Raw genomic sequence first — 24,137 nt, forward strand, 5'->3', positions numbered from 1 at the left:
AATAAAGATATAGATCATGTTGAAAGAAGGTAGCTGAATGTCGGAGCAACAAAATACTATAACGAGAATTGAACAGAATAATAAAACCTTTATCTTAATTGGAACTGCTCATGTGTCAAAGCATAGTGCTGAAGAAGTAAAACGTGTCATTGATGAAGAAAAACCTAATTCAGTTTGTGTCGAGCTAGATGAGCAACGTTATCAAGCGATCATGGATCAAAACAGATGGAAAAATACTGATATTTTTAAAATTATTAAAGAAAAAAAAGCGACTTTATTATTAATGAATTTAGCTATTTCCTCGTTTCAAAAAAGAATAGCAAAACAGTTTGATATTAAGCCAGGTCAAGAGATGATTCAAGGTATTCATTCAGCACAGGAGCATGATGCAGAGCTTGTCTTAGCTGACCGCAATATCCAGATTACCTTTTCACGAGTTTGGGGTGGGGTAGGTGTAAAGGGCAGGATGCAATTGTTAACACAGGTGTTGGCAGGGATATTCTCAAATGAAACCATTACAGAGGAAGAATTAGAGAAAATGAAAAGTCAGGATACCATTGATAGCATTCTGAGCGAGTTTACCGAGTCATTCCCTAAGCTGAAAAAACCATTAATTGATGAGCGTGATCAATACTTAGCTGAAAAGATTAAAACAGCTCCTGGAGAGAAGGTCGTCGCTGTTCTGGGTGCTGCCCACGTTCCAGGTATAAAAAAAGAGTTGGCTCAGAATCATGATTTGGATGCATTAAATACTGTACCCAAAAAATCAAAATGGCCCAAGCGGCTAGGTTGGATAATTCCAATTGCGATTGTGGGCATGATGATTACAACATTCATCATGAATCCAATCGCAGGTTGGCAGCAGTTAACGAGCTGGCTGCTATGGAATGGTACTTTTTCAGCAATTGGGGTATTTATTGGCTTAGGGCACCCATTAACAGCAATAACGGCATTTGTTGCTTCTCCGTTTACGTCACTCAGCCCATTTTTAGCTGCGGGTTGGTTTGCGGGCTTGGTACAGGCTTATATTAAAAAGCCTCAAGTTGCTGATTTCGAGCAATTAAATGAGGATGTTTACACGGTTAAGGGATTCTGGCGCAATAAAGTTTCGCGCATTTTAGTTATTATCGTTTTAGCTAATCTAGGGAGTTCTATTGGGACATTGATAGCAGGGACTGATGTTATCCGTGTATTTATTAATAATTTATAAGGCAAGCCTATAACAAAAATCAAAAAAGATCAGCTGCTAGTTTAATCCTAACTAACAGTTGATCTTTTTTTGTATTGCACGTTGTTCTGCACCTGGTTTTTAATTAGGTTTGTTCGGGAATACTAGCATTACGATTAGAAAGAGAGGATTAAAGAATGCGGATTTTAGTATGGTTTAGAGAGGACTTAAGACTACAAGATCACCCAGCCTTGAATGAAGCAGGTAACCGAGGGGAGATTCTCCCCGTATATATTCATTCCATTGCTAATCGAGCTGCTTCTGCTCAGGATTGGTTTGTTAAAGAGCATTTGAATCAATTAGCTGACGATTTAGCGCAGCAGGGTCTTGCTCTTATTATCAAAAAAGGTGACCCTCAAGTAGAATTGGCTACTATTATACAGCACTATCAGCTTGATGCTATTTATTTTAACCAAAGCCATCTAGCTGAGGAAAATGCCTATGATTACGAGTTGAAGCGTGTTTTTGAACAAAAAGGCGTAAAGGTAAAGCTGTTTCACAGTAATATGTTAATTGAACCAGGCTCAATTGCTACTGCTCAAGGAGATCCATACAAAGTATTTACCCCGTTCTGGAAGCAGATGATGAAGCAAGAAATTATTAAACCAACTAAAGGCCCCTCAGAATATAAAGGTATAAAATCTGTAGAGCAAACAGAAAGCAAGCTATTGATTAAAGAAGAAAAGTGGATGGGGAAATTACAACCGCACTGGCGAATTGGTGAACGGGCAGCTCATGAGATATTAGAACAGTTTATTAAGAAGAAGGTATTAACCTACCATGACAACAGAGATTTCCCAATCGAAGATGGTACCTCTAGTTTATCACCGTATTTAGCTGTCGGTGCAATTAGCCCTCGAATTATCTGGGCTAGGCTACAAGAATATTTAGCTGGAGCTGCTGGTGAAAAAACGGCTGCTATTGAAAAGGGAAGCTGGGCCTTCTTAAGACAACTAGCTTGGCGAGATTTTGCTTACCAACAATTAGCCGCTCATCCACAGGTGAGTTATAAGTCAATGCGGCCAGAATTTGATTACTTCGATTGGCGTGATGATGAGGTGTTATTTCAGGCGTGGAGAGAAGGGAAGACAGGCTACCCGTTAGTTGATGCTGCGATGAGGCAGTTGTGGGAAATGGGCTGGTTATCAAATCGGATGCGGATGGTCGTAGGGTCTTTTCTAACAAAGCACTTGCGGATTGATTGGCGGGCAGGGCAACAATGGTTTAAGGAGACTCTAATTGATTATGACCTAGCAAATAATACACTTGGTTGGCAATGGATAGCTGGATCGGGCTTCGATGCGGCTCCGTACTTTAGAATTTTCAACCCAACCTTGCAGGCAGAGAAGTTTGATCCGACAGGAAAGTTTATTAAAGCCTGGGTGCCTGAACTGAAGCAATTAACTCCACCACATTTGTTTAATCCCGATCAGGCAAATAATGATGAATTAACACAGGCAAATGTAAAATTAGGAACGACTTATCCAAAACCTATTGTTAAGCATAAGGTAGCACGAGAGCAGGCTTTAGTTGCCTATCAACAAATAAAAGGAGGATAAACCTAACATGAAATTCTGGCTTAATTTAATTATGCTTATGGCTGTTATCGTAGTGAATGCCCTAGCCAATCTTATCCCAATTAATGGAATGGAGAGCGGTGAGATATCAGATCGCTTAAATGTATTATTCACCCCAGCTGGCTATGTCTTTAGTATTTGGAGCTTAATTTATTTACTATTACTTATCTGGGTGTTCAGGCAGTGGCCGGAGCATCGACGTGAACTTGGTGTTTATGTTCATAGTCACTATTTATTTTGGCTATCCTGTCTCCTTAATATAAGTTGGATTTTGCTCTGGCACTATCAATTTTTTGGAGCAACAGTTATCGTTATGGTTATTTTATTGCTCACTTTAATTATCCTGTATAAAAAAATTCAGCGAAGCGCGTTGTCCTTTTTTGATCAGCTTCCCTTTTCAATCTATTTAGCATGGGTTAGTGTAGCAACGATTGCCAATATTAGCTATTACTTGGTTGAAATAAATTGGGCTGGGCTAGGCTTAGCTCAACAAACCTGGACAATAGGGCTGTTGCTGCTAGCTGGTGGATTAGCAACTTGGTTTAGATATGCACAGCGAGACGTATTTTTTCCCCTTGTGTTTGTCTGGGCTCTGGTAGGTATTGGCGTAAATAATCAGGATCATGCCCAAGTTGTTAGTACCCTAGCGTATGTGCTAGCTGGTACTGTTGTTATACTAATATTATTAGTACGGAAAAAGAACACGCACATCTTTAAATAAAAATGGAAATAGTTTGTATATTTCTAGTGATATGCCAATTACATTCTGCTATAATGAGGTGAGATTTTTAATTAAAGGAGCGTGCATATGCAAGGCAATTATTTACGTCACACTGACTTAACGCATAATAATGAATTATCACCGCTAAGAAATGAATTAAAATGGAAGGAATGGCTATTATTTGTTATTGCTTACCCTGGGTTTAGTATTGTCCTTAGCTTTGTTGCGGCAATAGTACTTTCGATTATTAGTGCTATAATCGAGACTGATCTAACACATTACTTAATGATGATTCAATACGCTGCGCTTCTTGATGCGGTTGCCTTTGGACTAGCACTCCTAATTTTTCGATCAGTTAGGCGTTTTATTAGCAATCAATTTTCAATGGAGCCGTTTAAAAAGATAACCACCTATGTTTATATTGTCGCGACAATGGGGCTTACCTACATTTCGCAACATATCATTATTAATCTCTTATCCTTAGAAGAGGAAGGCAGTCAGGTTAGCCTGTTTGGCATTGATCAAATGGAACTCACTGCAATGAATATAAGTTTTCTAGTTGTAGCTTTTGTTTTACTAGCTCCAATTACCGAGGAAATTCTGTTTCGTGGTATCTTGTTTGGTTTCTTAAATAAAAAACTAGGTTTTCTACTGGGCTTAATAAGTTCATCTATTATTTTCGGTTTGCTCCATCCGGGGCATAGACTTTCAGTAACCATTATGGCATTACTCCTTACAACTGCTTATTTTAAAACAAAATCATTATGGGTAACAATTGCTATCCATATGATTTGGAATGCCTTTGCTACATATGGTCTTTTATCAATGGTTCTTTAATCGTTAAAGAGTAAAGGAACGATTGAAGGCGTCGAGCCAGCAGACCGTGCTTGAAAACGATCTGTTGCTTTATCGTAGCTATAGTCAGCCTGCCATTGGAAATAGTGAATCGTGACTTGTTCAATAGCAAAGAGGAGATACGCGAGTTCATCGTCGCGAATAGTTGGGTGCAATGATACCCGCACCCAACCAGGACGATAGGACTGATCACCAGCAAGAATTTTTTTAATCATTTTATTTGAATAGTTTTTACTTAGTTTTAATAAGCTATGTCCATAAGGTCCAGCACAGGAACAGCCACTTCTTACTTGAATACCGAAGCGGTCGTTCAATAACAATGCAATAAGGTGATGGTGCATATTTTGAATTGTAAAAGAAATAATACCAAGTCGTGCTTCTTTATTGGGATAGCCTAAGATAGTTACACCATTTATTTTAGCTAGCTTTGGTAAAAACTCTGTAAGAATTTCTTGTTCTCTTTGGGCAATTAAAGCAGGTTCCATCTCCTGCTTGAGATCAAGTGTAAGTGCGGCTTTAATTGTTTGCATAATTGCTGGTGTTCCACCATCCTCGCGTGTTTCAGGATCATAATGATATTTATATTTCCCCCATTTATTTGTGTATAACACCGTTCCGCCACCGGGCTGGTCAGGAATTGCTGAGCTTAAACATGACTTGTTTACAATTAATAGCCCTGATGATCCTGGTCCCCCTAGAAATTTATGAGGTGAAAAGGCGATGCCATCAAAGTAATCCAACTCATCAACATGCATGTCTATTTCTTCATAGGGTGCAGAGGCGGCATAATCAATAAAACACTTACCACCATACTGATGCATGAGCTTTGCTGCTGCATGAAAGTTAGTCTTAATGCCTGTTACATTAGAACAAGCAGTGAATGCACCAATCTTCATCCGGCGGTCTTGATATTTCTTTAATAGTTGTTCAAGATGATTTAAGTCAATTTGGTGCTCTGTAGATAATTGAACGACCTCAACATTTCCAATGGTTTCTTTCCATGATAAATAATTTGAATGATGCTCCATTAATGAGGTAAGAATAATTGGGCGCTCCTGCTCTGTGATGGTTAACGTATTAGTTAACGCAGCCGGTACGCGGATGCCTAGTAAGCGTTGAAGTTTATTTAGTGCGGCTGTTGTCCCAGCTCCAGTCGCAATGACGAGGTCATCTTCACAGGCATTTACATGAGCCTTGATTACTTTTTTGGCATGATGATAAACTTCAGTAATTATACTACTTGTTGTGTTATGATCAGTGTGCGTATTACCAATCCATGGGCCAATAATATTTGACAATTTATCTTCAATCGGGTGATACAAACGCCCGCTTGCCGTCCAATCGGCGTAAAGGAGCGGGAAAGTTCCATATTTTGTTGTGAAGTAATGGTTTGCACCGATAGTTTGAGTTCGGAAATCATCAAAATGCTTTTCTAGATTGCTTGTTTTTGACATTAAGCTCCCCACTTTCAATACAGCCCGCAGGATAAATGCGACAACTAGCAGGCAGATGATATTAGCTGTCCTGTTCTCAATTATCGTATGTTTACGGGCTTGCTTATGTTTGTAAATGATAGGTTTAGAACAACTTAAGCTTTTTTGTTGAATAGTTGGGTTCCTCATAGACTTTCCACTTAGTTATGGTAAAATAAGATTAATAGTTTATTGGGGAAGGGGGCAGCAGGATGAAGTTATGGTTGAAGAAATTATTTGTTACAACAGTTGCAATTTTAACGTTAGGCATTTATGTACCGCCGTTAGATGTTGATGCTGAGTCTACAGTGGATAATAAGGCGATTGGTTCGGAAAGAGCCCAATCTGAAAAGACTACTGAACTACTCTTTAATCATGCTCCAGTCATTGATGCACAAGCCAGCGCGGATTCCTTAACTGATCCTGTTGAAGCATGCCGCCTTCAAGCGCGGGAGTTGACTTTGACAAAGCTAGGTCCCAAGATCTTAAACCAAGTCGATCAGCAGGTCATTGAGGAAATTTTACCTCATATTGAATATGTCATTAATGAAATTGTAGATGAGCCAACTGATTTTCAACTAATTGGTCAGCACCATGCCGGCTATGGTGAGCGCATCTTTGATTTATATAGTGAAAAAGACGATCAAATTGTCGCTAAATTTCATGTAAGAAGAGAGAAACGCCCACTGGACGGTTATTGGTTTAATTTCCATTATCATATGCAAGACGATGAATTTGAAGCGCATTACCCAATTGGAGAAGTATATTGGAGTAAAAATACACCACCTAAATGGATGAGCTAGAAAAAGTTTACTTTTTCTAGCTTGTTTTTTTTGGGATGAGATGGATGGACGCTATGTTTTTGCCACGCTGCTGAAATGTGGCGCAGTATCGCGGATAAACAGTCCAGGACGCTGAAATGTGGTGCAGTATCGTAGATAAACAGTCCAAGTCGTGGAAATCCGCCCCGAAAACAACCGCATATTCAGAATTAACTTATCCCTCTTACTCGATACCATGTTTGATTTTTGAAATATGGGGAAAGTTTATCTTGACAACATAAATTTTAGGAGGGAAGAACATGGTTAGAGCAATTCAAGTTTATTTACATGATGAGGATGAAGCGGAACAGTTAAAGGCGAAGCTTAGTAAATACGATACCCAAGATGTTTTAATTGATTATCTGGAAGCAACTAGTGGTTTAGATCTTGTTGTCCCACTTATTCAAACGGGGACAACAATTGGTGATACACCAGATTCAAGTGTCGGTACCTCGAACGCGAGTGCCTATTATGTAGCAGCCGAAGATGACGCTTCAGGTAAATCTAGAAATACTGTACTTAGTTTTCAAATTAAAGAAGAAGATGTGGAAGATGTGCTGATTGAAATTCATAAAGCGGGTGGTTACGTCGATCAAGCCTTTTTTAAAAAATAAAATAAAAACCTCTTGACTCACTTGTATATACAAGTTAAAATGAAAGCGTGAACAGGTAACTTGTATATACAAGTTATTTATGCATTTATTTATTTTATTCGGTTAATTTAATTATTAATTAGGAGAAAGGGGTTTGAACATGGCTAAGTATACAGAGTCAGCAAAAGAGCTCTTGGAACATATTGGTGGAAATGAGAATATTTCAGTAGTAACACACTGTGCCACAAGAATGCGCTTTGTTTTAAACGATAATGATAAAGCGGATAAACAAAAGATTGAGGATATGGATGTTGTTAAAGGAACCTTTACTAATGCGGGTCAATTTCAAATTATTATTGGTAATGATGTTGCGACATTTTATAATGAGTTTAGTGAAATAGCGGGTGTCGGTGACACATCCAAAGAGGATGCTAAAGTTGCGGCTAAGCAAAATATGAGCTTTATTCAACGGTTAATTGCCAATCTTGCTGAGATATTTACACCTTTAATACCTGCATTAGTGGTTGGGGGTCTTATATTAGGTTTTCGTAATGTAATTGGCGAACTACCAAATTTCGGACCTAATAATGATCAAGCTCTTGTTGAGTTATCACAGTTTTGGAGTGGAGCAAATGATTTTCTCTGGTTAATTGGGGAAGCTATCTTTCATTTCTTACCAGTAGGGATTGTTTGGTCGATTACGCGTAAAATGGGGACAACCCAAATACTTGGTATTGTACTAGGTATAACGTTGGTATCTCCACAATTATTAAATGCTTATGGTGTTGCTGAAGCAACAGAAATTCCGTTCTGGGATTTTGGCTTTGCGACAGTTGATATGATTGGCTATCAAGCACAGGTTATTCCAGCTATTCTTGCCGGTTTTGTCCTTGCTTATCTTGAATTAGGCTTACGTAAAATCATCCCAAATGTTATCTCAATGATTTTTGTGCCGCTTTTTGCTTTATTACCAGCGGTTATTGTTGCCCATGTTATTTTAGGACCGATTGGTTGGGTAATCGGTGATTGGATCTCTAATGTAGTCTATTCTGGCTTAACCTCAGCGTTTGGTTGGTTGTTTGCAGCAGTGTTCGGCTTTGCCTATGCACCATTGGTTATAACCGGACTACATCACATGACTAATGCTATTGACTTACAATTAATGAGTATTTTTGAGGGTACTAACTTATGGCCAATGATAGCCTTATCTAATATTGCCCAAGGATCAGCTGTTGTGGCAATGATCTTCTTAAATAGACGTGATGAGAAGGAACAACAGGTTTCGATTCCAGCTGCTGTCTCTTGTTATCTAGGTGTAACTGAGCCAGCGATGTTCGGGATTAACATTAAATATGGTTTCCCATTCTTGGCGGCGATGATTGGTTCGAGCATAGCTGCAGTAATCTCGGTTGGGAGTGGCGTTATGGCTAATTCAATTGGCGTTGGTGGGCTTCCAGGGATCTTGTCTATTCAATCGGCGCATTATCTGATGTTTGGAGTCGCCATGGCAGTAGCAATTGCAGTTCCGTTGGTGTTAACTTTTGCTTTAGCAAAAACCAAGATGGGAAAAAATGCATACGAACGATTAGGTAAATAGGCAAGCAGTAACAACCATTTCCCAATGTGAAATGGTTGTTACTACTTTTTGAAGTGGTTTGTAAAATTAAAAAATTCCAGATAAATGACTATAAGGGGATGAGAAGGTGACGCAAGCTTGGTGGAAAAAATCTGTTGTGTATCAAATCTATCCGAAAAGCTTTAATGACACAACCGGTTCTGGAACTGGGGACATAAACGGTATTATTGAAAAATTGGATTATTTAAAAAAGTTAGGTGTTGATGTGCTGTGGTTAACCCCTATTTACGAATCACCACAAAATGATAATGGCTATGATATCGCTGATTATTATCAAATTTTTAGTGAGTACGGTACGATGCTGGATTTTGATCGCTTGCTTGAGCAAGCGCACCAGCGGGGCTTAAAAATCATAATGGATATTGTCGTTAACCATACCTCAACAGCGCACAATTGGTTTAGACAATCTGCTAGTGGTAAGGGCAATGCCTATCGTGATTTTTATATTTGGAAAGACGGCAAGAATGGTCAGGAGCCAACCAATTGGCAGTCGAAATTTGGTGGTAATGCGTGGCAATATGATCAAGATACCGACCAATATTATTTACACTTATTTGATAAGACGCAAGCTGATCTTAATTGGGAGAACGAACAAGTGAGAGATGCTGTTTATGAAATGATGAACTTTTGGATTGACAAGGGTGTAGATGGCTTCCGTTTAGATGTTATTAATTTAATCTCGAAAGATCAAGACTTTCCTGATGATGATGGCTCAGTTGCACCTGGAGATGGTCGGAAATTTTATACAGATGGACCAAAGATTCACCAGTACTTACACGAAATGAATCAGCATGTCTTTAAAGGGAAAAAGCTGATCACGGTTGGTGAGATGTCATCAACCTCAATTGCGAACTGTGTTAAATACACGAATCCTGAGCGTGAGGAGCTTGACATGACGTTTAGTTTTCACCATTTAAAAGTGGATTATCCCGGTGGTGAAAAATGGTCGAAGGCGCCGTTTGATTTTCAAGCGCTAAAGCAAATTTTATCTGATTGGCAGGTGGGAATGCATCGAGGAGGCGGCTGGAATGCTTTGTTCTGGTGTAATCACGATCAACCGCGTGTTGTTTCCCGTTTTGGCGATGATGGTAGTTATCATGAGCAATCTGCAAAAATGCTCGCAACAACTATTCACCTGATGCAAGGTACCCCGTATATATACCAAGGTGAAGAGTTTGGGATGACAAACCCTAATTTTGATGATATTGATCAGTACCGTGATGTTGAATCATTAAACATGTATCGAATGAAACGAGAAGAAGGGCTACCTGAACCAACTATTATGGCTATTTTAAAGCAAAAATCGCGGGACAATTCTCGAACGCCGGTACAATGGAATGGTGACAGGCATGCTGGGTTTACAACCGCTGAGCAGCCGTGGATCAATGTTGCTGCAAACTACCCAACTGTTAATGCTGAACAGGCGCTTAATAACGTCGACTCGATTTTTTACTATTATCAGGCATTAATTAAGCTTAGAAAACAATACGACATCGTCACAACAGGCAGTTATCGGTTGATTTTACCAGAGGATCGTGCTATTTTTGCATATGTGAGGAAGGATCAGGATGAACAATTAATTGTTTTAAATAATTTCTATAATCAACCTGCAAACTATGATCTCAGCCATGAGGGCTTGAGAGAGTGGAGCAATGAAGAGGTATTGATAGGCAATTACAATGGTCAAACGGGTCATGCATTAAAGGGTGAACTACGACCATATGAAGCAATTGTTTATCGGGTAACTCCTTAATCACAAATTTGATGTGAAGGTAAGGCGTTAAATATGAAAAATAAGTATGTATTGATCTATCAAGAATTAGCGGAGCAAATTGAGGATGGCGACTGGCAAGTTGATCAATATTTACCTTCCGAAAATGAACTGAAGGATACCTATCAAACGTCACGTGAAACGATTAGGAAAGCACTCAATCTCTTGTCGCAAAATGGCTATATCCAAAAGGTGCGTGGCAAGGGTTCTGTTGTAATAGAGCGCAATAAATTTGATTTCCCGGTTTCTGGACTCGTCAGCTTTAAAGAGTTAGCTGAAAAGCTTGATCAAGAGATTCAGACAGTTGTCCATGAACTGTCGCTAATTAGCCCAAATCGTCACATGCAAAAGCAGTTGCAAATTAATGATCAAGAGCAGGTCTGGCAAGTCACCAGAATTAGAGACTTCTCAGGTGAACGCGTTATCCTTGATAAGGATTATTTAATTGCGCGTGTTGTACCAACATTAACTGAACAAATTTGCCAGGATTCTATTTATGCATATCTTGAGGGAGAGCTTAATCTGACAATTAGCTTTGCTAAAAAAGAAATTACTGTTGAAGAACCAACGGTGGAAGATAAAGCGTTACTAGATTTGACGGGCTTTCAAAATATTGTGGTTATTAAAAATTATGTATATCTAGATAATGCAGAATTATTTCAATACACTGAGTCTCGGCATCGACCCGATCGATTTCGGTTTGTTGACTTTGCCAGAAGACATCATTAAATGCTTGAAGAGTATAGATAAAACGGCCACTTGGTTTAAGTGAGCGGCTTTATCTATACTTTTTTTATTTGGACAATAGAAAGCTGGCTATCTGTTTATAATAAGTATTGATAAACGCTCAAGAAATGTGCCAATGACCCAGCTAAGATAAAGAGGTGAAACACCTCGTGGAAGCCAAGGTGCTTGGTTTTTATCCAGTTTGGTTTAATGGCATAAATGATGCCTCCTAATGTATAAATAATCCCACCGATAAGTAGTAATGATAGTCCGATTGGTTCTACTGTCCGGGAGAGCGGGACAAAGGCAAAAGCAATTAGCCAGCCCATTAATATATACAGTAATGTTGAAAACCAACGAGGACAGCTAAACCAAGTTAGCTTAAAAATAATACCACTTAAAGCAATTGTCCAAATAACAATGAGCAAAATTAAACCAAACATACCATCTAGCGCGATTAAGCAAAAGGGTGTGTAAGTCCCCGCTATTAGAATGAAAATCATAGCATGATCAATTTTTCTCAACCATTTTATTACAGTTTGTTTAGCAAAAGTAGCATGATAAATGGTTGAAGCACAATAAAGTAAAATTAAGCTAACTCCAAAAATTAAAACAGACAGGAGCACTGTAACTGATCCTTGTGTATAAACAGCTTTCACAAGCATAGCCACTAAAGCGATTAAGCTGAAAATAGCACCAAAAAGGTGAGTGAAGCTGTTTAGTGGTTCTCTAAACCTTATCAATGTAAAAACAACCCCTTTATATAGTTTTTAATACTATATAATATAATATCATAATATATAAATGAGTCAACCTTTACGACGTCTAATCGTTATCGTATAATGAGAGGGAATAATAAGAAGGGTCGGGGATTCGTTATGACAGACTTGATTAAGATACTTAAAGACCTTCATCAAGATACCTATATTAAGGCAGATAATATTCCATCATTAGCACTATACATGGATCAGGTTACGCAATTGTTTGAACAAACTTATCATAATAGTAAACGGCAGCCTGATGAAAAAATATTGACGAAGACAATGATTAATAATTATGCAAAGGGGAAATTACTTCCAACAATAAAAAACAAAAAGTACACGGAAGCACACATCATGTTAATTCAATGGATTTACCAGTTAAAGGGAGCGTTATCCATCCAGGATATTAGTCATGTTTTGCAGCTTGTTACCACTATTGAGGAGCGGGGCGAAGACTTAGCTTCAATCTATCAGACTTATTCGGCATTAATGGATATGCAATCAAGTGATTTTGTCAAATCCCTTGAACAGCAGACTGCCAGCATTCAAGGTCAATTACCTAATCAGGATGAGCAATTAGAAACGTTTCTAATGATTGTTTCACTTATTCATTACAGTAATATGTATCGAAAAATGGCGGAACGACTAATTGATCAAACAAATGTCAAACAAGACTCTGCTGATCATTAACAGGTGAAAAAGCGACTGGGACATAACTAAATATTGAAACAGGGTATCCGAACATTCTGATTAAGCGTAGGTAAAATACGTAGACTCCTGTGGGAACAGCATGAGCTGAGGATCCACTGTGTGAAGTGTCTTTCTTCACACAGTTAGCCGAAGCCGTGCCCACGGAAAGCGAAGTATTTTACCGAAGCGCTATACGCTTTCAGACATAATGTTCGGATTTTCCTTATCTAATTAAGCTTTTGTCCCAGTCGCTTGTGAATGATCCAGAATTAAAGATACTCTGGAATTAAATAAAGAACCAGGGTAGGATTGCTAATGTACCGATTGCGCCTAATGCAATTCCTAATCCGAAGCCGGAACCAGCGCCCCAGCCCCAATAGCCCCAACTGTGACCCGTAGGACGTCCGCCAAAAGGTTCTAAATAAACGTGTGACTGGGTAACGTTACGAATGACCCCTCGATGCTCTCTACCATCAACTGTCCGAATGGATACAGGTCTACCAATGTTTTGACAGCAGGTATGATAATGGCCAGACATGTTATCGCTCCTTTCTCTACAGAAGAAAATCATCATGTTCAACCAATGTTTTTGAACACTTACTACAACATATGATAAATATATAAGTAATGTAGAGGATAAACGCTGAAGTTTAAAGGATCGATAAAAATAATTCTGCTGGTGTATTTAGGACAAGGGTCCTACTGGCGTTAGTTTGTCTTGCCCACTCCGAAACAAGATAGTAACCAACCTGATAGCCAGCTAAGTCTGGTAGATCCTCAACGTTACCATACATAATCCGACTATGCAGCGGATGCCTTTCGTAAATAGTTAAATTCGGTTTGACCCATTTATTCCAAACGGAAAGAAAAGATGCTTTTTTTAGAGGTGAAGAGAATAACCCGGATGTTTGCAGATTGCTATCGCAGTATGCATGAACGAGGTACTCGGCAACGCCTTCTAGAATAATTGTGTCTAGCAGAGTTAAACGCCGAGTTGTGCTCAATCGATACGCGTGGCTATACTCATGAACAATTAATGCTTTTAGCTGTTCAGGTAATATTTTGTCAGTTATAAAAAGAAAGATGGTAGCTTGCACGGTTAATCCGGAAATACAGTTGAATTTTTTGGTTAATACGTTATTGTTTAAATCAGCAGGGAGTAGGATGATCTTGGTATCAGGGCCATGCCACTGCTCCTGAAAATGCTTGTAAAGGTCATCAACCTGCTGCCAAACATCACTATTCAATAATTGTTCTATCTGTTTATGATTGTTAGCGGCTGGTTGAAACAGACCGTGCTGCTCCAAAAGCCATTTTAAGTCAACTAGGGCAAGGGAATCAATGACAGTGGATAGTGGTTCTATAATGGTAGTGGTTAAACTTGTATGATCCTTCTCAGAATTTAAATAGTTTTCAAGTAAGTTGTGAGAATGATAAATGCTCATGATGGCTGTCTAGGTTTTTTTTGACAGACGAAGAGATAGCTACTGAGACTTGGTCTTATTTGTTCAATTAGTGCATAATGATAGGCCATCAGTTCAAAGTAAGCAGGTGCGATGTCATTATCTATCTCAATGTCTAAAGTCTCCCCAGACTCTGGTTTCAGGCTAATAACTTCTGTAATGGCAAAATCAGCGGCTTTGATCTGTGTTAACCACTCATCTTTAGACAGTAGTCTATTTAAACCGTAGAAAGAACAGAACTCGTTGTGAAGCTCATCTTCTAATTCATGTTCAAGCGTAAGTTCAATTAGGCAAGCAATACCAGCTGGACGAAGGAGTTGGTTATATTTTTTTAAACTACTATGGATATTAGTAAAAGAGGTGACTGATTCGGCCAGTATGCAATCGATTGACTCATCTTTAATCGGTAGCGCAGCTATCGTTGAATGGAAGAGCATGACTTGAGCGAATTGATCAAGATGGGCTCGGGCATGCTTGATCATTCTCGGGTGTGCATCTACACCATAAAGCTTGCTGTTTGTGATGGTAGCAAGATAACCTAGGGTTTTACCAATGCCACAGCCAACGTCTAATATGCTATCATGGGGATAAGTTATCATTTTGCTAATGGCTTTTTTTGTGGCATTAGTACCACCGGGATGTGCAGCTCCGATTTTGAAGGCGGCAATCATATCTGTATAAGAATAGGACATTCTGTTAAGCTCCTTTTTGAAAAATAATTTTTTATAGCATATGCTAAGCATTTGTATCGGTTAGTAACGCACAATTAAGACTTTATCGTAAAAAAATCCTGTTTACCTTCATACAAGTTTGTAGTACGATAAAGAATAATTTCTAAATATTCAAATGAATTTCACTATAATGAAAAGCAGGTGTCAAAGATGGAACAGAAGGAAGTAGAGTTGCTGCAGCTTTTAGAGAAAAATGGGCGTTTGCCAGCTGATACAATTGCAAGTATGTTAGATCTTGGTATAGATGAAGTGGCTAGCATGATTGAAAAGCTAGAACATGAGTGTGTGATTTTAGGTTATTCAACGTTAGTCAATTGGGCAAAGGTTTTAAAGCATGAGAGTGTAACAGCAATGATTGAAGTTAAGGTAACACCGGTAAGAGGAAAGGGGTTCGATCATGTAGCAGAGCGCATTTACCGTTTTCCTGAAGTCAAAGCTCTCTACCTAATGAGCGGATCTTATGATTTATCAATTACGCTTGAAGGTCAAACGATGATGGAGATTAGTCGGTTTGTTTCAGATAAACTCTCAACCCTAGATTCAGTGGTTTCGACAGTAACGCATTTTGTGTTAAAGAAGTACAAGCATGATGGTGTTGTGTTTGATAAGAATGACGACCAGGATCGCCGCATGATGGTGACGCCATGATTGATCACTCCGCTCACTTTATTGCCGATCATATTCATGAGTTAAAGCCTTCGGGAATTCGCCGTTTTTTTGATCTTGCTTCGAAAATGGACAATGTTATTTCTTTAGGGGTTGGTGAGCCAGACTTTGTAACGCCTTGGAATGTAATAGAAGCAAGCTTTCATTCGCTTGAGTTAGGCTATACCGCGTATACTGCTAACGCTGGTTTGTTAGAGCTCCGACAGGAATTAAGTTCTTTTTTAGAAACAAGCTATCAGGTTAGTTACGACGCTGAGAAGCAACTCCTTATTACTGTAGGGGCAAGTCAGGCTATTGATATTGCTTTTCGAGCAATTATTAATCCAGGAGATGAAGTCATTGTCGTAGAGCCAAGCTTTGTGTCATACGCACCGACCATTAAGTTAGCCGGTGGAGAACCTGTAGTAGTAGAAGCAACTGAGGAATTTGCTTTTAAAATCCAAGCGAGTCAAATTGAACAAGCAATTACGAATAAAACAAAGGCCATTTTAATTTGTAGCCCTAATAACCCTACTGGAGCGGCACTTGGCCTTGATGAACTGAATCAGATTGCACGAGTTGTTGAAGAGCATGACCTGTTGGTCGTCTCTGACGAAATTTATGCTGATCTCCTTTATGATGAATCATTCACAAGTTTTGCCTCAATAGAAAACATGAAGAAACGCACCATTTTAATTTCGGGCTTCTCTAAAGCCTTTGCAATGACTGGCTGGCGCTTAGGTTATGCGGCAGCTCCAGAGGCTATTATTGCTGCTATGACAAAAATTCACCAGTATACGATTATGTGTGCACCGACAATGGCGCAATATGGTGCACTAGAAGCGCTGAGAAATAGTCAGAGTAGTGTAATAGAAATGAAGAATAGCTATCGTCAACGCCGTAATTATGTTGTAAAGGCTTTAAATGAGATGGGCTTACCATGTCACATGCCTGGAGGAGCTTTTTATGTCTTTCCATCGATTAAGGAAACAGGCATGACCTCGGAGGAATTTGCAGAAGCGCTCCTGAATGAACAACGTGTAGCGGTGGTTCCTGGTCATGTCTTTGGTGAAAGTGGGGAGGGTTATGTTCGCTGTTCATATGCGACATCTATGAAACAGTTAACTGAAGCGATGCAACGTATGAAAATTTTCTTGAAGGATAAAATTAAATAGTTAGTTAAACAGCGATTTATCAACATGATAAATCGCTGTTTAACGATTAACGCTTCTTCATCAAATAGTGTTAGTTAAGCAAATATTCGTATGGCTCTTTTTTGCTTCCGCCTAATCTTGGGAAATTATCTAACCAACGCTATTTGATATACAACCCGATTAACAAGCTTGTTAATTAATTTCTAAGAGAACGCTTGGATTACTAACATTTTTAACAAAAACAATGTTATAATACGAATAATTAATAATTAATCATCAAGAATGTACGATTTTTCAGAAGATAGGAGTTGTTTGAATGCAGTCGGATTTAGCTATAGCCAATCAGGTGAAATTAAAGCCAATTCATGAAGTAATTGAGAGGTTAAATATTCGTGAAGATGAGTGGGAGCCTTATGGTCATTATAAAGCTAAGCTTTCATTAGACCTAATTGATCGTTTAGCTGATAAGCAAGATGGGAAATTAATACTAGTTACCTCAATTAATCCAACGCCAGCAGGGGAAGGGAAGTCGACAGTTAGTGTTGGATTAGGTCAAGCGTTGCAAAGGTTGGGCAAGAAGACGGTAGTAGCATTAAGAGAGCCTTCATTAGGTCCGGTTATGGGTCTGAAGGGTGGAGCGACTGGAGGAGGATACTCACAGGTTGTTCCCATGGAAGAGATTAATTTGCATTTTACTGGCGACATTCATGCGATAACAACGGCTAATAATGCTTTATCCGCTTTTATTGATAATCATATTTTTCAAGGAAATACGTGTGGGATTGACACGAGACGCATTACGTGGAAGCGAGTTTTAGATTTAAATGATCGTTCACTGCGCGAGGTCGTTGTTGGCTTGGGTGGTGTTAAACAAGGTATTCCTAGGCAAGATGGTTTTAATATTACGGTCGCATCAGAAATTATGGCAATATTATGCTTGGCTACAAGCTATCAAGATCTTCGTGAGCGCTTAGGAAAGATTGTAGTTGGCTATAAGTTAGACGAGACACCGGTATTTGTGCGTGACTTAAATGTTCAAGGTGCGCTTACATTGTTACTTAAGGAGGCGCTAAAGCCTAATCTTGTCCAAACGATTGAAGGTGTACCCGCAATTATCCATGGTGGTCCGTTTGCCAATATTGCACATGGGTGTAATAGTATTGTTGCGACGAAGCTTGCGAGTAAAGTTGCCGATTATGTGGTAACAGAAGCGGGTTTCGGAGCCGATTTAGGTGCGGAGAAATTCCTGAATATTAAAGCAAGGGTCGGAAATTTAACCCCAAATGCCGTTGTCGTTGTGGCCACAATACGTGCCCTCAAAATGCATGGTGGCTTAGATAAGCAATTCTTGGTCGAAGAGAATTTATCTGCATTAGAGAAAGGAATAGTCAATTTAGAAAAGCACGTGGAAACAATTCAAGCGTTCGGCTTACCGCTAGTTGTGGCTATTAATCAATTTGGAACAGATACGGAAAAAGAAATTGATTTTATTAAATCTTGGTGTGCTCGTCGTAGGATTGAGGTCTCATTAACAACAGTTTGGGCTAATGGTGGTCGTGGAGGTGAGGAGTTGGCAAGGCAAGTGCTTGCGACTATTGAGCAGGATAATAGTTCGTTCAAGCCACTGTATGATCTATCAGCGAGTATAAAAGAAAAAATGACGCACATTGCTAAACAAGTATATGGTGCGAAGGGGATAGAACTGTCTGCCGTTGCCGAGGAGCAAATAAAGCTTTTTAATAAGTATGGGTGGGATAAGCTACCGATATGTATGGCGAAAACACAGTATTCACTTTCCGATCAGCCAAATCTTATCGGGCGACCAAGAGATTTTATAATTAAAATTAGAGAATTACGCCCATCAATTGGTGCGGGCTTTATCGTGGCCATGACTGGTGAGGTGTTAACAATGCCGGGCCTGCCTAAGGAACCAGCAGCGCTAAAAATGGATTTAGATGATCAAGGGAGAGCTTCGGGCCTATTCTAATCTTAGCCGTTAACTACGCTAAAAATATCAGTTGAAGCGGGCAATAAGACTTGTCCGGTTCAACTGATCAATGATTATGCATATGGGCAGCTATACGATGCCAATTATTCAAGAGCAAATTCAATTTCACTTCTATTCCGCGAGTATTTAACTTTTAAATCCTTACCGTCAAAATACCATTCATCCTTAGCTTCTATAAAAAAATTAACGCCAGCTACTTCAACTTCTACAGCTGGTTCAAATGGTGTATCATTCTTACTTATTCCGAGAGAGAAACCTGCTTGTGCTCCACTGTGACCACCGTACCGCACAAAGAAACGAATAGCATCACCGTCAGTTAACTCCAACTCATCGACTAACCACTTATAAGCTGGTTGAGAAATATTTATCTCCACACAATTACCTCCTTTATCATCATGATAACGAAAAGTCTCTTTTGCTATCTGTCATGACAAATTATACATGACCGTTTGTTAGATTTAAAGCCAAAAGGGTATGTTAATAGCTTTTGTTAGATTTTCTTACAAAAAGTTCGATTTAATTAACAGTTAACGTTATAATGATAGAAAAGATATCACAAATGTGAAAAAATGGTGGTGATTGGAATGCATCATGAGACATCGTACAAAGAACGAAAAGTAATTACGATCGGCGTAGTTAGCGAATTAACCGGTTTATCTGAACGTCAAATACGTTACTATGAAGAGCGAAAATTAATTTTTCCAGAAAGATCGCCTAAAGGCAATCGTAAATATTCATTCTTAGATGTGGAACACCTCATGGATATTGCAAACAAACGAGAAGAGGGTGTGCAAACATTTGAGATACGCCAAGAAATGTTACGCAGGAAACGTAAGCAAGAAAGGAACGGGCGAAAAGAATTGCTTCGTGGCGAAATTAACGCGCGCTTTGGAATTCAGCAGAGTGAGTAGAGATATTAAATAATGGTTGTAATGGCGTTAGGGGAACCTAACGTTTTTTGTTTGGGTAAATGCATTCCTGTGAAAGTGGGAAGCGAAGCTGTGGCTTATTATTATGCACAAGTCAGAGTATTTATTCGTTTTAAAAGCGCAATTTGGTTCTTAATTAATGAAGACAAGAAAAAATGTCGAAAAATAAGTCTAAACACCTACAAATTTCGCGGTTTATCTATTCTTAGTCAAAATGTCCTGCTATAATAAGTGTAAGAATATCTGGATACCTATTAGGTAAATAGTAAGTTTTAGCTATTACTAATTAGATATTAATGAAATAAGTATTGTGCTAAAAGTATCGGAATAAATGTATATATGTGTAAAAAATCCTTTTTGCTATTTATATTTCCAGTAATAGCTTTTAAGTTAGTTGACGATTATGGTTAAAAAAAGTAACATTATGTCATAAGTTGGTGAGTATTAGCGCTTTTTTTATATGCAAGAATGAGACAGTTAAAGCTTTGTAAATTCTCGGAGAAAAGAAGTGATTAATTAGGTGATGGAATTATTGTTTATTAAAAAATCTTCCCTATTACGTGATGGCATTATTGAATTATTAAAGCGCCAATTTGTTGACAGCCGGATAACATGTTGTGATGAGAAGGATGAACATATGCTGATTCATTTAGGTGAGAAATCAGATTTAATTATTATTGATATACATACACCTGTTTCAGTGGAACCGCTAGCTCGCCATCTTAGCTCGCTAAACAAAAAAGTTATAGCTTGGGTTGAGGATATTAATGCCCCTTGTACCACGTCGTTGTTTGCCATTGGCTTAAATGGCTACCTCTATTATGACATTGATGAAAGGACATTGACTAAAGCTATTAATTTTGTTTTAGAAGGAAAGCGTTTTGTTTCGCCGGTGCTTGCATCCTGTCTCGTTGAGCTATATGCAAGGTCGCAAAGTAAGCAACTCCAGCCACCGATAGGTGTATTGTCTAAGCGGGAATGGGAAGTTTTACAGTTATTGGTTAAGGGCTATAGCAATGTTCGTATTGCAAATGAGTTGTTCTTATCCGATAAGACGGTTAAGAACTATGTTAGTTCAATTTTAAACAAGCTGGAGGTTCCTGACCGCACGAACGCAGTTCTAAAAGCGTTAAAAGAACAATGGATATACTTATAAGAAAAGAGGGGGTTCTCAATCCGAGTATGAGACCCCTCTCTTTTTTATTATCCGAGAAATGTGGTGCTGTTTTTGAAAACAGCTAGCCTTATCACTACATGAATTCTGTTGCAATAGACACTATCTTTTCTTTTTTTCAACGCCTATATCCTGAACGCGTTGTCCAATCGTTAATCATAAGCATAATTCCTTTTTCTTACTTAATGATAACTTGTAAATAACTCACATATGATTTTAAAATAAGTAGATAATAATGTTAGAAACTCCATATAGGTATTGTATACTGGCGCCCCCAAACGCGGTCGAGGCATAAGAACTGGTTTCACTGTGCTAAAGTTGAGATAGAAAGAAGTGATGAAAGGATGATTTTGCTTGAAAGTAAGAATGATAAAAACATTATGGATTGGGTTATTAGTAGGAGTTCTTCTTATATCAAATAGATATGCGATTATTGGTCATAATGACACAAGACGCCCCTTTATTCCTGGTAGAGAGCAAAATATTTTCTGAAAAATATAGTTTGGTCAGGTGTAGGGAATTGTTAATGACTTTTTTTTGCAGCTAAACAGTCAGTATAAGCTAATTTGTTTAGAGGGCATTTTTGGGGGATGCTTTGGTCATGCCTGTTGAGTTGCTATCAGTCAGTAAGAGATAAAGCCCCCAAAAATATTTAAAGATTTACTTTGTTTGAAGCTCATCCTCTTTTCTTTCCTAATACAAACACTTATAATGAATCTATTAGAGAAATAAGTGTAAGGAGGGGATGTCGTGCCTGAAAAACACGCCTTAGTTCCACTAAAAATGCTCCTATTTTGTTTTCACGGGGCAAACACAATGGTGGTAAGTTTTTTGCCATTATTGCTTACATATCGAGGCTTAACTGGACAAGAAATTGGTTGGGTGCTAGCTATTGGACCGGCAGTATCTATTTTTTCACAGCCATTTTGGGGGTTTATGAGTGATAAGTATCAAACGGTTCAGAAAGTATTAATTACTACTTCAATTGGTTTAGTCATTAGTAGTGCTGTCTTCTTTCAAATGAGAACCCTTACGCTAATTTTTGCGTTAGCTGTTGCCTTCTATTTTTTCTCCTCCGCCATTGGTCCGCTAGCTGACAGTTTATCACAGCGGCGTGCGGCAGCATTAGGTGTGTCGTTTGGAGCCATTCGAACATGGGGTTCAATCGGATTTGCCTTAAGCTCATTATTAGTAGGTGAGTTATTGGGGTGGTTTGGTATTCAATACTTAGTTATTCCATATGTAATAATGGCAAGTCTTGTCTTAATAGTTAGCTTACGTTTAACCGATATGAAGGTGGAAACGAAGCCTGTGCAGCTTAGTGATATAAAGGTGTTACTAAAGGACAAACGGTTATTGGCATATTTAGCTGTCTTGTTACTTGTTACCATAACGCATCGAACCAATGATAATTTTATTGGATTATTTATTAGTAGCCTGGGCGGGCGTGATAATTTGGTTGGTTGGGCCTGGTTTATGGGTGTAGCTAGTGAAGCGGCTGTTTTTATGTTTGCGGGTAAGTGGTATCAAAAATACCATCCGCTTATTTTTATGGCCTTTGCGGGCATGCTTTATGGGTTAAGATGGCTTTCGTATGGCTTTGTATCAGACCCGCTAATTATCGTGCTGTTACAGGTTCTTCACGGGGTCTGCTTTGGCGTTTTTTATCTAGCCGCATTCCAGTATGTTACCCGACTGATTCCTAAACAGCTTCAGGCAACAGGCCATTTAATGTTTATGACCTTTTTCTTTGGTATCTCTGGAATTATTGGTGCATTAGGTGGTGGCTATCTGCTGGAGCAGTTTGGTGGTAGTGTTCTGTATTTAACAATGGGCGTAATGGCATTAGTTGGGGCGCTACTAATCGTTGTTTATCATACTTGGATGCAGAGACGATAATCTATTTATGCCTAAGTATAGGGGGGATGGCATGAAGCGAGAGTATGTCGTAAAGGTTTGTTTATTAGCGGGGAAGATTATGCTTCAAAATGGTGCTGAAACATATCGAGTCGAAGATACCATGGTGCGTATTGCTCAGGCCTATGGTTTTGAGGGAGCTCAAAGCCACGCTACACCAACAGCAATTATGTTCGCATCAGATATAACGGAGCCGACAAATTTTGTGCGTATTGTTGAGCGTGAGACGGACTTACATAAGGTTTCACAAGTGAACAGCATCTCAAGACTCATTTCAGCGGAAAAGCTTATCATTGAGGATGCTTATGAACAGTTAACGGTCGTTGCACAGCAAAAGGACACTTATCCTACCTTGATTAAGCTACTAGCTGCTGCCTTGTCAAGCGGTTGTTTCATGATTATGTTTGGTGGTCAATGGTATGACTTTATCTCGGCAATGCTTGTTGGTGGAATTGGTTATGGTATGGTTACCTATTTTCATCAATTAATAAAAGTACGGTTTTTTGCTGAATTTCTTGCTGCAATGGTCATGGGTTTTTCATCATTTTTATTAGTGAATGCTGGTATAGGGGGGGATATTGATCGTATCATAATAGGTGCTGTTATGCCTCTCGTGCCGGGTTTACTGATTACAAATGCGGTACGTGATCTAATGGCTGGTCATCTCGTGTCAGGAATAACCAAGGGTGCAGATGCATGCTTAACTGCACTTGCAATTGGAGCAGGTATTGCAGTTATTTTCTTTATCGTCTAAGTATGGGAACGATAAGATGGGAGTGGATGGAATGCTAATTGAACAGCTAATCGTTAGTTTTATCGCTACCGCCTGTTTTTCAATAATATTTAATGTCCCACGGCAGGTGCTGCTACAATGTGGGTTTTCTGGAGCGATAGGCTGGTCGGTCTATACAGTAATGACCATGTATCGGCTTGATGCGATTTTAGCTACTCTAGCCGCTTCAGTTGTAGTTGCTGTCATAAGCCAAGTTTTTGCCAAGTGGTTTAGAAGACCAATTATCATCTTTATTGTATCCGGTATTATGCCATTGGTTCCTGGCGGGGTAGCATATAATACTATGCGTCAATTTGTACAGAATAATTATGATTTAGCTATTCCGTTAGCAGCTAGAGTAGTCATGTTGTCTGGAGCGATTGCGCTTGGGCTAATTTTTTCAGAAATTATCAATCAAATGATTCGCAATGCCAAGTGGAAGAGATACCAAAGTAAATTCGATCGCAAGGGAATTACGCGGTCTTAAGAATAA

Annotated in this window: 24 protein-coding genes; 18 read left to right on the top strand and 6 right to left on the bottom strand. The window is 38.9% G+C overall.

Translation table 11 applies throughout. The features are described 5' to 3' along the window. Nucleotides 1-37: 37 nt before the first annotated feature. From BM000_RS07705 to BM000_RS07720, 4 genes are all read left to right on the top strand, one after another. Nucleotides 38-1,210, top strand: a complete 1,173-nt coding sequence (locus BM000_RS07705; protein ID WP_091496529.1) for a TraB/GumN family protein — start codon at nt 38-40, stop codon at nt 1,208-1,210. A 155-nt stretch (nt 1,211-1,365) separates the two neighbouring features. Then, on the top strand, nt 1,366-2,787 hold the full coding sequence (locus BM000_RS07710) for a cryptochrome/photolyase family protein (RefSeq protein WP_091496531.1): 1,422 nt from the start codon (nt 1,366-1,368) through the stop codon (nt 2,785-2,787). A gap of 7 nt (nt 2,788-2,794) precedes the next feature. Then, entirely contained in the window at nt 2,795-3,526 is a 732-nt protein-coding gene (locus BM000_RS07715; RefSeq protein ID WP_091496533.1) for a TspO/MBR family protein, read from the top strand. 87 nt (nt 3,527-3,613) lie between these two features. Continuing rightward, on the top strand, nt 3,614-4,363 hold the full coding sequence (locus BM000_RS07720; RefSeq protein WP_091496536.1) for a CPBP family intramembrane glutamic endopeptidase: 750 nt from the start codon (nt 3,614-3,616) through the stop codon (nt 4,361-4,363). Here BM000_RS07720 and BM000_RS07725 read toward each other — a convergent pair. Further along, on the bottom strand, nt 4,360-5,835 hold the full coding sequence (locus tag BM000_RS07725; RefSeq protein ID WP_091496538.1) for an aminotransferase class V-fold PLP-dependent enzyme: 1,476 nt from the start codon (nt 5,833-5,835) through the stop codon (nt 4,360-4,362). The two genes, BM000_RS07720 and BM000_RS07725, sit on opposite strands and share 4 nt — an antisense overlap. A 230-nt stretch (nt 5,836-6,065) precedes the next feature. Between BM000_RS07725 and BM000_RS07730 the strand changes: the two genes are divergently transcribed. The 5 genes from BM000_RS07730 to treR all read left to right on the top strand — a co-directional run bounded on the left by BM000_RS07730 (nt 6,066) and on the right by treR (nt 11,403). Beyond that, the gene (locus BM000_RS07730) at nt 6,066-6,656 is read left to right on the top strand and encodes a YpjP family protein (protein ID WP_091496540.1); all 591 of its coding nucleotides are present in this window, start codon (nt 6,066-6,068) and stop codon (nt 6,654-6,656) included. Between the two features lie 278 nt (nt 6,657-6,934). Continuing rightward, entirely contained in the window at nt 6,935-7,288 is a 354-nt protein-coding gene (locus BM000_RS07735; RefSeq protein ID WP_091496542.1) for a hypothetical protein, read from the top strand. Between the two features lie 139 nt (nt 7,289-7,427). Continuing rightward, the gene (gene treP / locus BM000_RS07740; protein ID WP_091496544.1) at nt 7,428-8,864 is read left to right on the top strand and encodes a PTS system trehalose-specific EIIBC component; all 1,437 of its coding nucleotides are present in this window, start codon (nt 7,428-7,430) and stop codon (nt 8,862-8,864) included. A gap of 106 nt (nt 8,865-8,970) precedes the next feature. Next, the gene (gene treC, locus BM000_RS07745) at nt 8,971-10,656 is read left to right on the top strand and encodes an alpha,alpha-phosphotrehalase (RefSeq protein WP_091496546.1); all 1,686 of its coding nucleotides are present in this window, start codon (nt 8,971-8,973) and stop codon (nt 10,654-10,656) included. A 33-nt stretch (nt 10,657-10,689) separates the two neighbouring features. Continuing rightward, the gene (treR, locus tag BM000_RS07750; protein ID WP_091496548.1) at nt 10,690-11,403 is read left to right on the top strand and encodes a trehalose operon repressor; all 714 of its coding nucleotides are present in this window, start codon (nt 10,690-10,692) and stop codon (nt 11,401-11,403) included. A gap of 95 nt (nt 11,404-11,498) precedes the next feature. On the opposite strand, the gene trhA is transcribed toward treR, so the two are convergent. After that, nucleotides 11,499-12,143, bottom strand: coding sequence for a PAQR family membrane homeostasis protein TrhA (trhA, locus tag BM000_RS07755; protein ID WP_091496550.1), 645 nt, complete (start codon nt 12,141-12,143; stop codon nt 11,499-11,501). A gap of 135 nt (nt 12,144-12,278) precedes the next feature. On the opposite strand from trhA, the gene BM000_RS07760 reads away from it, so the two are divergent. Then, nucleotides 12,279-12,851 (top strand): DUF1836 domain-containing protein, encoded by a 573-nt coding sequence (locus BM000_RS07760; RefSeq protein WP_091496553.1) that lies wholly within the window; start codon nt 12,279-12,281, stop codon nt 12,849-12,851. Between the two features lie 286 nt (nt 12,852-13,137). Here BM000_RS07760 and BM000_RS07765 read toward each other — a convergent pair whose 3' ends face one another. The 3 genes from BM000_RS07765 to BM000_RS07775 all read right to left on the bottom strand — a co-directional run bounded on the left by BM000_RS07765 (nt 13,138) and on the right by BM000_RS07775 (nt 15,006). Further along, nucleotides 13,138-13,389 (bottom strand): hypothetical protein, encoded by a 252-nt coding sequence (locus BM000_RS07765; protein WP_091496555.1) that lies wholly within the window; start codon nt 13,387-13,389, stop codon nt 13,138-13,140. A gap of 112 nt (nt 13,390-13,501) precedes the next feature. Then, nucleotides 13,502-14,296, bottom strand: coding sequence for a DUF2268 domain-containing putative Zn-dependent protease (locus BM000_RS07770; protein WP_091496559.1), 795 nt, complete (start codon nt 14,294-14,296; stop codon nt 13,502-13,504). Further along, complete coding sequence (locus BM000_RS07775; RefSeq protein WP_177178250.1) at nt 14,293-15,006, bottom strand: class I SAM-dependent methyltransferase; 714 nt, start codon at nt 15,004-15,006, stop codon at nt 14,293-14,295. Before BM000_RS07775 ends, BM000_RS07770 begins: the two co-directional genes overlap by 4 nt. A gap of 189 nt (nt 15,007-15,195) precedes the next feature. Here BM000_RS07775 and BM000_RS07780 point away from each other — a divergent pair, with 189 nt between their 5' ends. The 3 genes from BM000_RS07780 to BM000_RS07790 all read left to right on the top strand — a co-directional run bounded on the left by BM000_RS07780 (nt 15,196) and on the right by BM000_RS07790 (nt 18,831). Continuing rightward, a complete protein-coding gene (locus BM000_RS07780; protein ID WP_091496563.1) occupies nt 15,196-15,693 on the top strand; it encodes an Lrp/AsnC family transcriptional regulator in 498 nt (165 codons plus the stop codon). Then, a complete protein-coding gene (locus tag BM000_RS07785) occupies nt 15,690-16,865 on the top strand; it encodes an aminotransferase (RefSeq protein ID WP_091496565.1) in 1,176 nt (391 codons plus the stop codon). Before BM000_RS07780 ends, BM000_RS07785 begins: the two co-directional genes overlap by 4 nt. A gap of 295 nt (nt 16,866-17,160) precedes the next feature. Further along, nucleotides 17,161-18,831: a formate--tetrahydrofolate ligase gene (locus BM000_RS07790; RefSeq protein ID WP_091496567.1), complete on the top strand. Its 1,671-nt coding sequence runs from the start codon at nt 17,161-17,163 to the stop codon at nt 18,829-18,831. A gap of 104 nt (nt 18,832-18,935) precedes the next feature. Here the strand turns inward: BM000_RS07790 and BM000_RS07795 are convergent, their stop codons facing one another. Further along, nucleotides 18,936-19,226, bottom strand: coding sequence for a HesB/YadR/YfhF family protein (locus BM000_RS07795; RefSeq protein ID WP_091496569.1), 291 nt, complete (start codon nt 19,224-19,226; stop codon nt 18,936-18,938). Between the two features lie 210 nt (nt 19,227-19,436). Here BM000_RS07795 and BM000_RS07800 point away from each other — a divergent pair, with 210 nt between their 5' ends. The 5 genes from BM000_RS07800 to BM000_RS07825 all read left to right on the top strand — a co-directional run bounded on the left by BM000_RS07800 (nt 19,437) and on the right by BM000_RS07825 (nt 24,131). Further along, a complete protein-coding gene (locus BM000_RS07800) occupies nt 19,437-19,763 on the top strand; it encodes a MerR family transcriptional regulator (protein WP_091496571.1) in 327 nt (108 codons plus the stop codon). 541 nt (nt 19,764-20,304) lie between these two features. Further along, a complete protein-coding gene (locus BM000_RS07810; protein WP_091496728.1) occupies nt 20,305-20,937 on the top strand; it encodes a response regulator transcription factor in 633 nt (210 codons plus the stop codon). A gap of 768 nt (nt 20,938-21,705) precedes the next feature. Further along, nucleotides 21,706-22,854, top strand: coding sequence for an MFS transporter (locus BM000_RS07815; RefSeq protein ID WP_091496575.1), 1,149 nt, complete (start codon nt 21,706-21,708; stop codon nt 22,852-22,854). Between the two features lie 31 nt (nt 22,855-22,885). Then, nucleotides 22,886-23,626, top strand: a complete 741-nt coding sequence (locus BM000_RS07820; protein ID WP_091496577.1) for a threonine/serine exporter family protein — start codon at nt 22,886-22,888, stop codon at nt 23,624-23,626. A gap of 31 nt (nt 23,627-23,657) precedes the next feature. After that, the gene (locus BM000_RS07825) at nt 23,658-24,131 is read left to right on the top strand and encodes a threonine/serine exporter family protein (RefSeq protein WP_091496579.1); all 474 of its coding nucleotides are present in this window, start codon (nt 23,658-23,660) and stop codon (nt 24,129-24,131) included. Nucleotides 24,132-24,137: the final 6 nt, after the last annotated feature.

Source organism: Amphibacillus marinus (assembly GCF_900110345.1).
Classification (GTDB): domain Bacteria; phylum Bacillota; class Bacilli; order Bacillales; family Amphibacillaceae; genus Amphibacillus_D; species Amphibacillus_D marinus.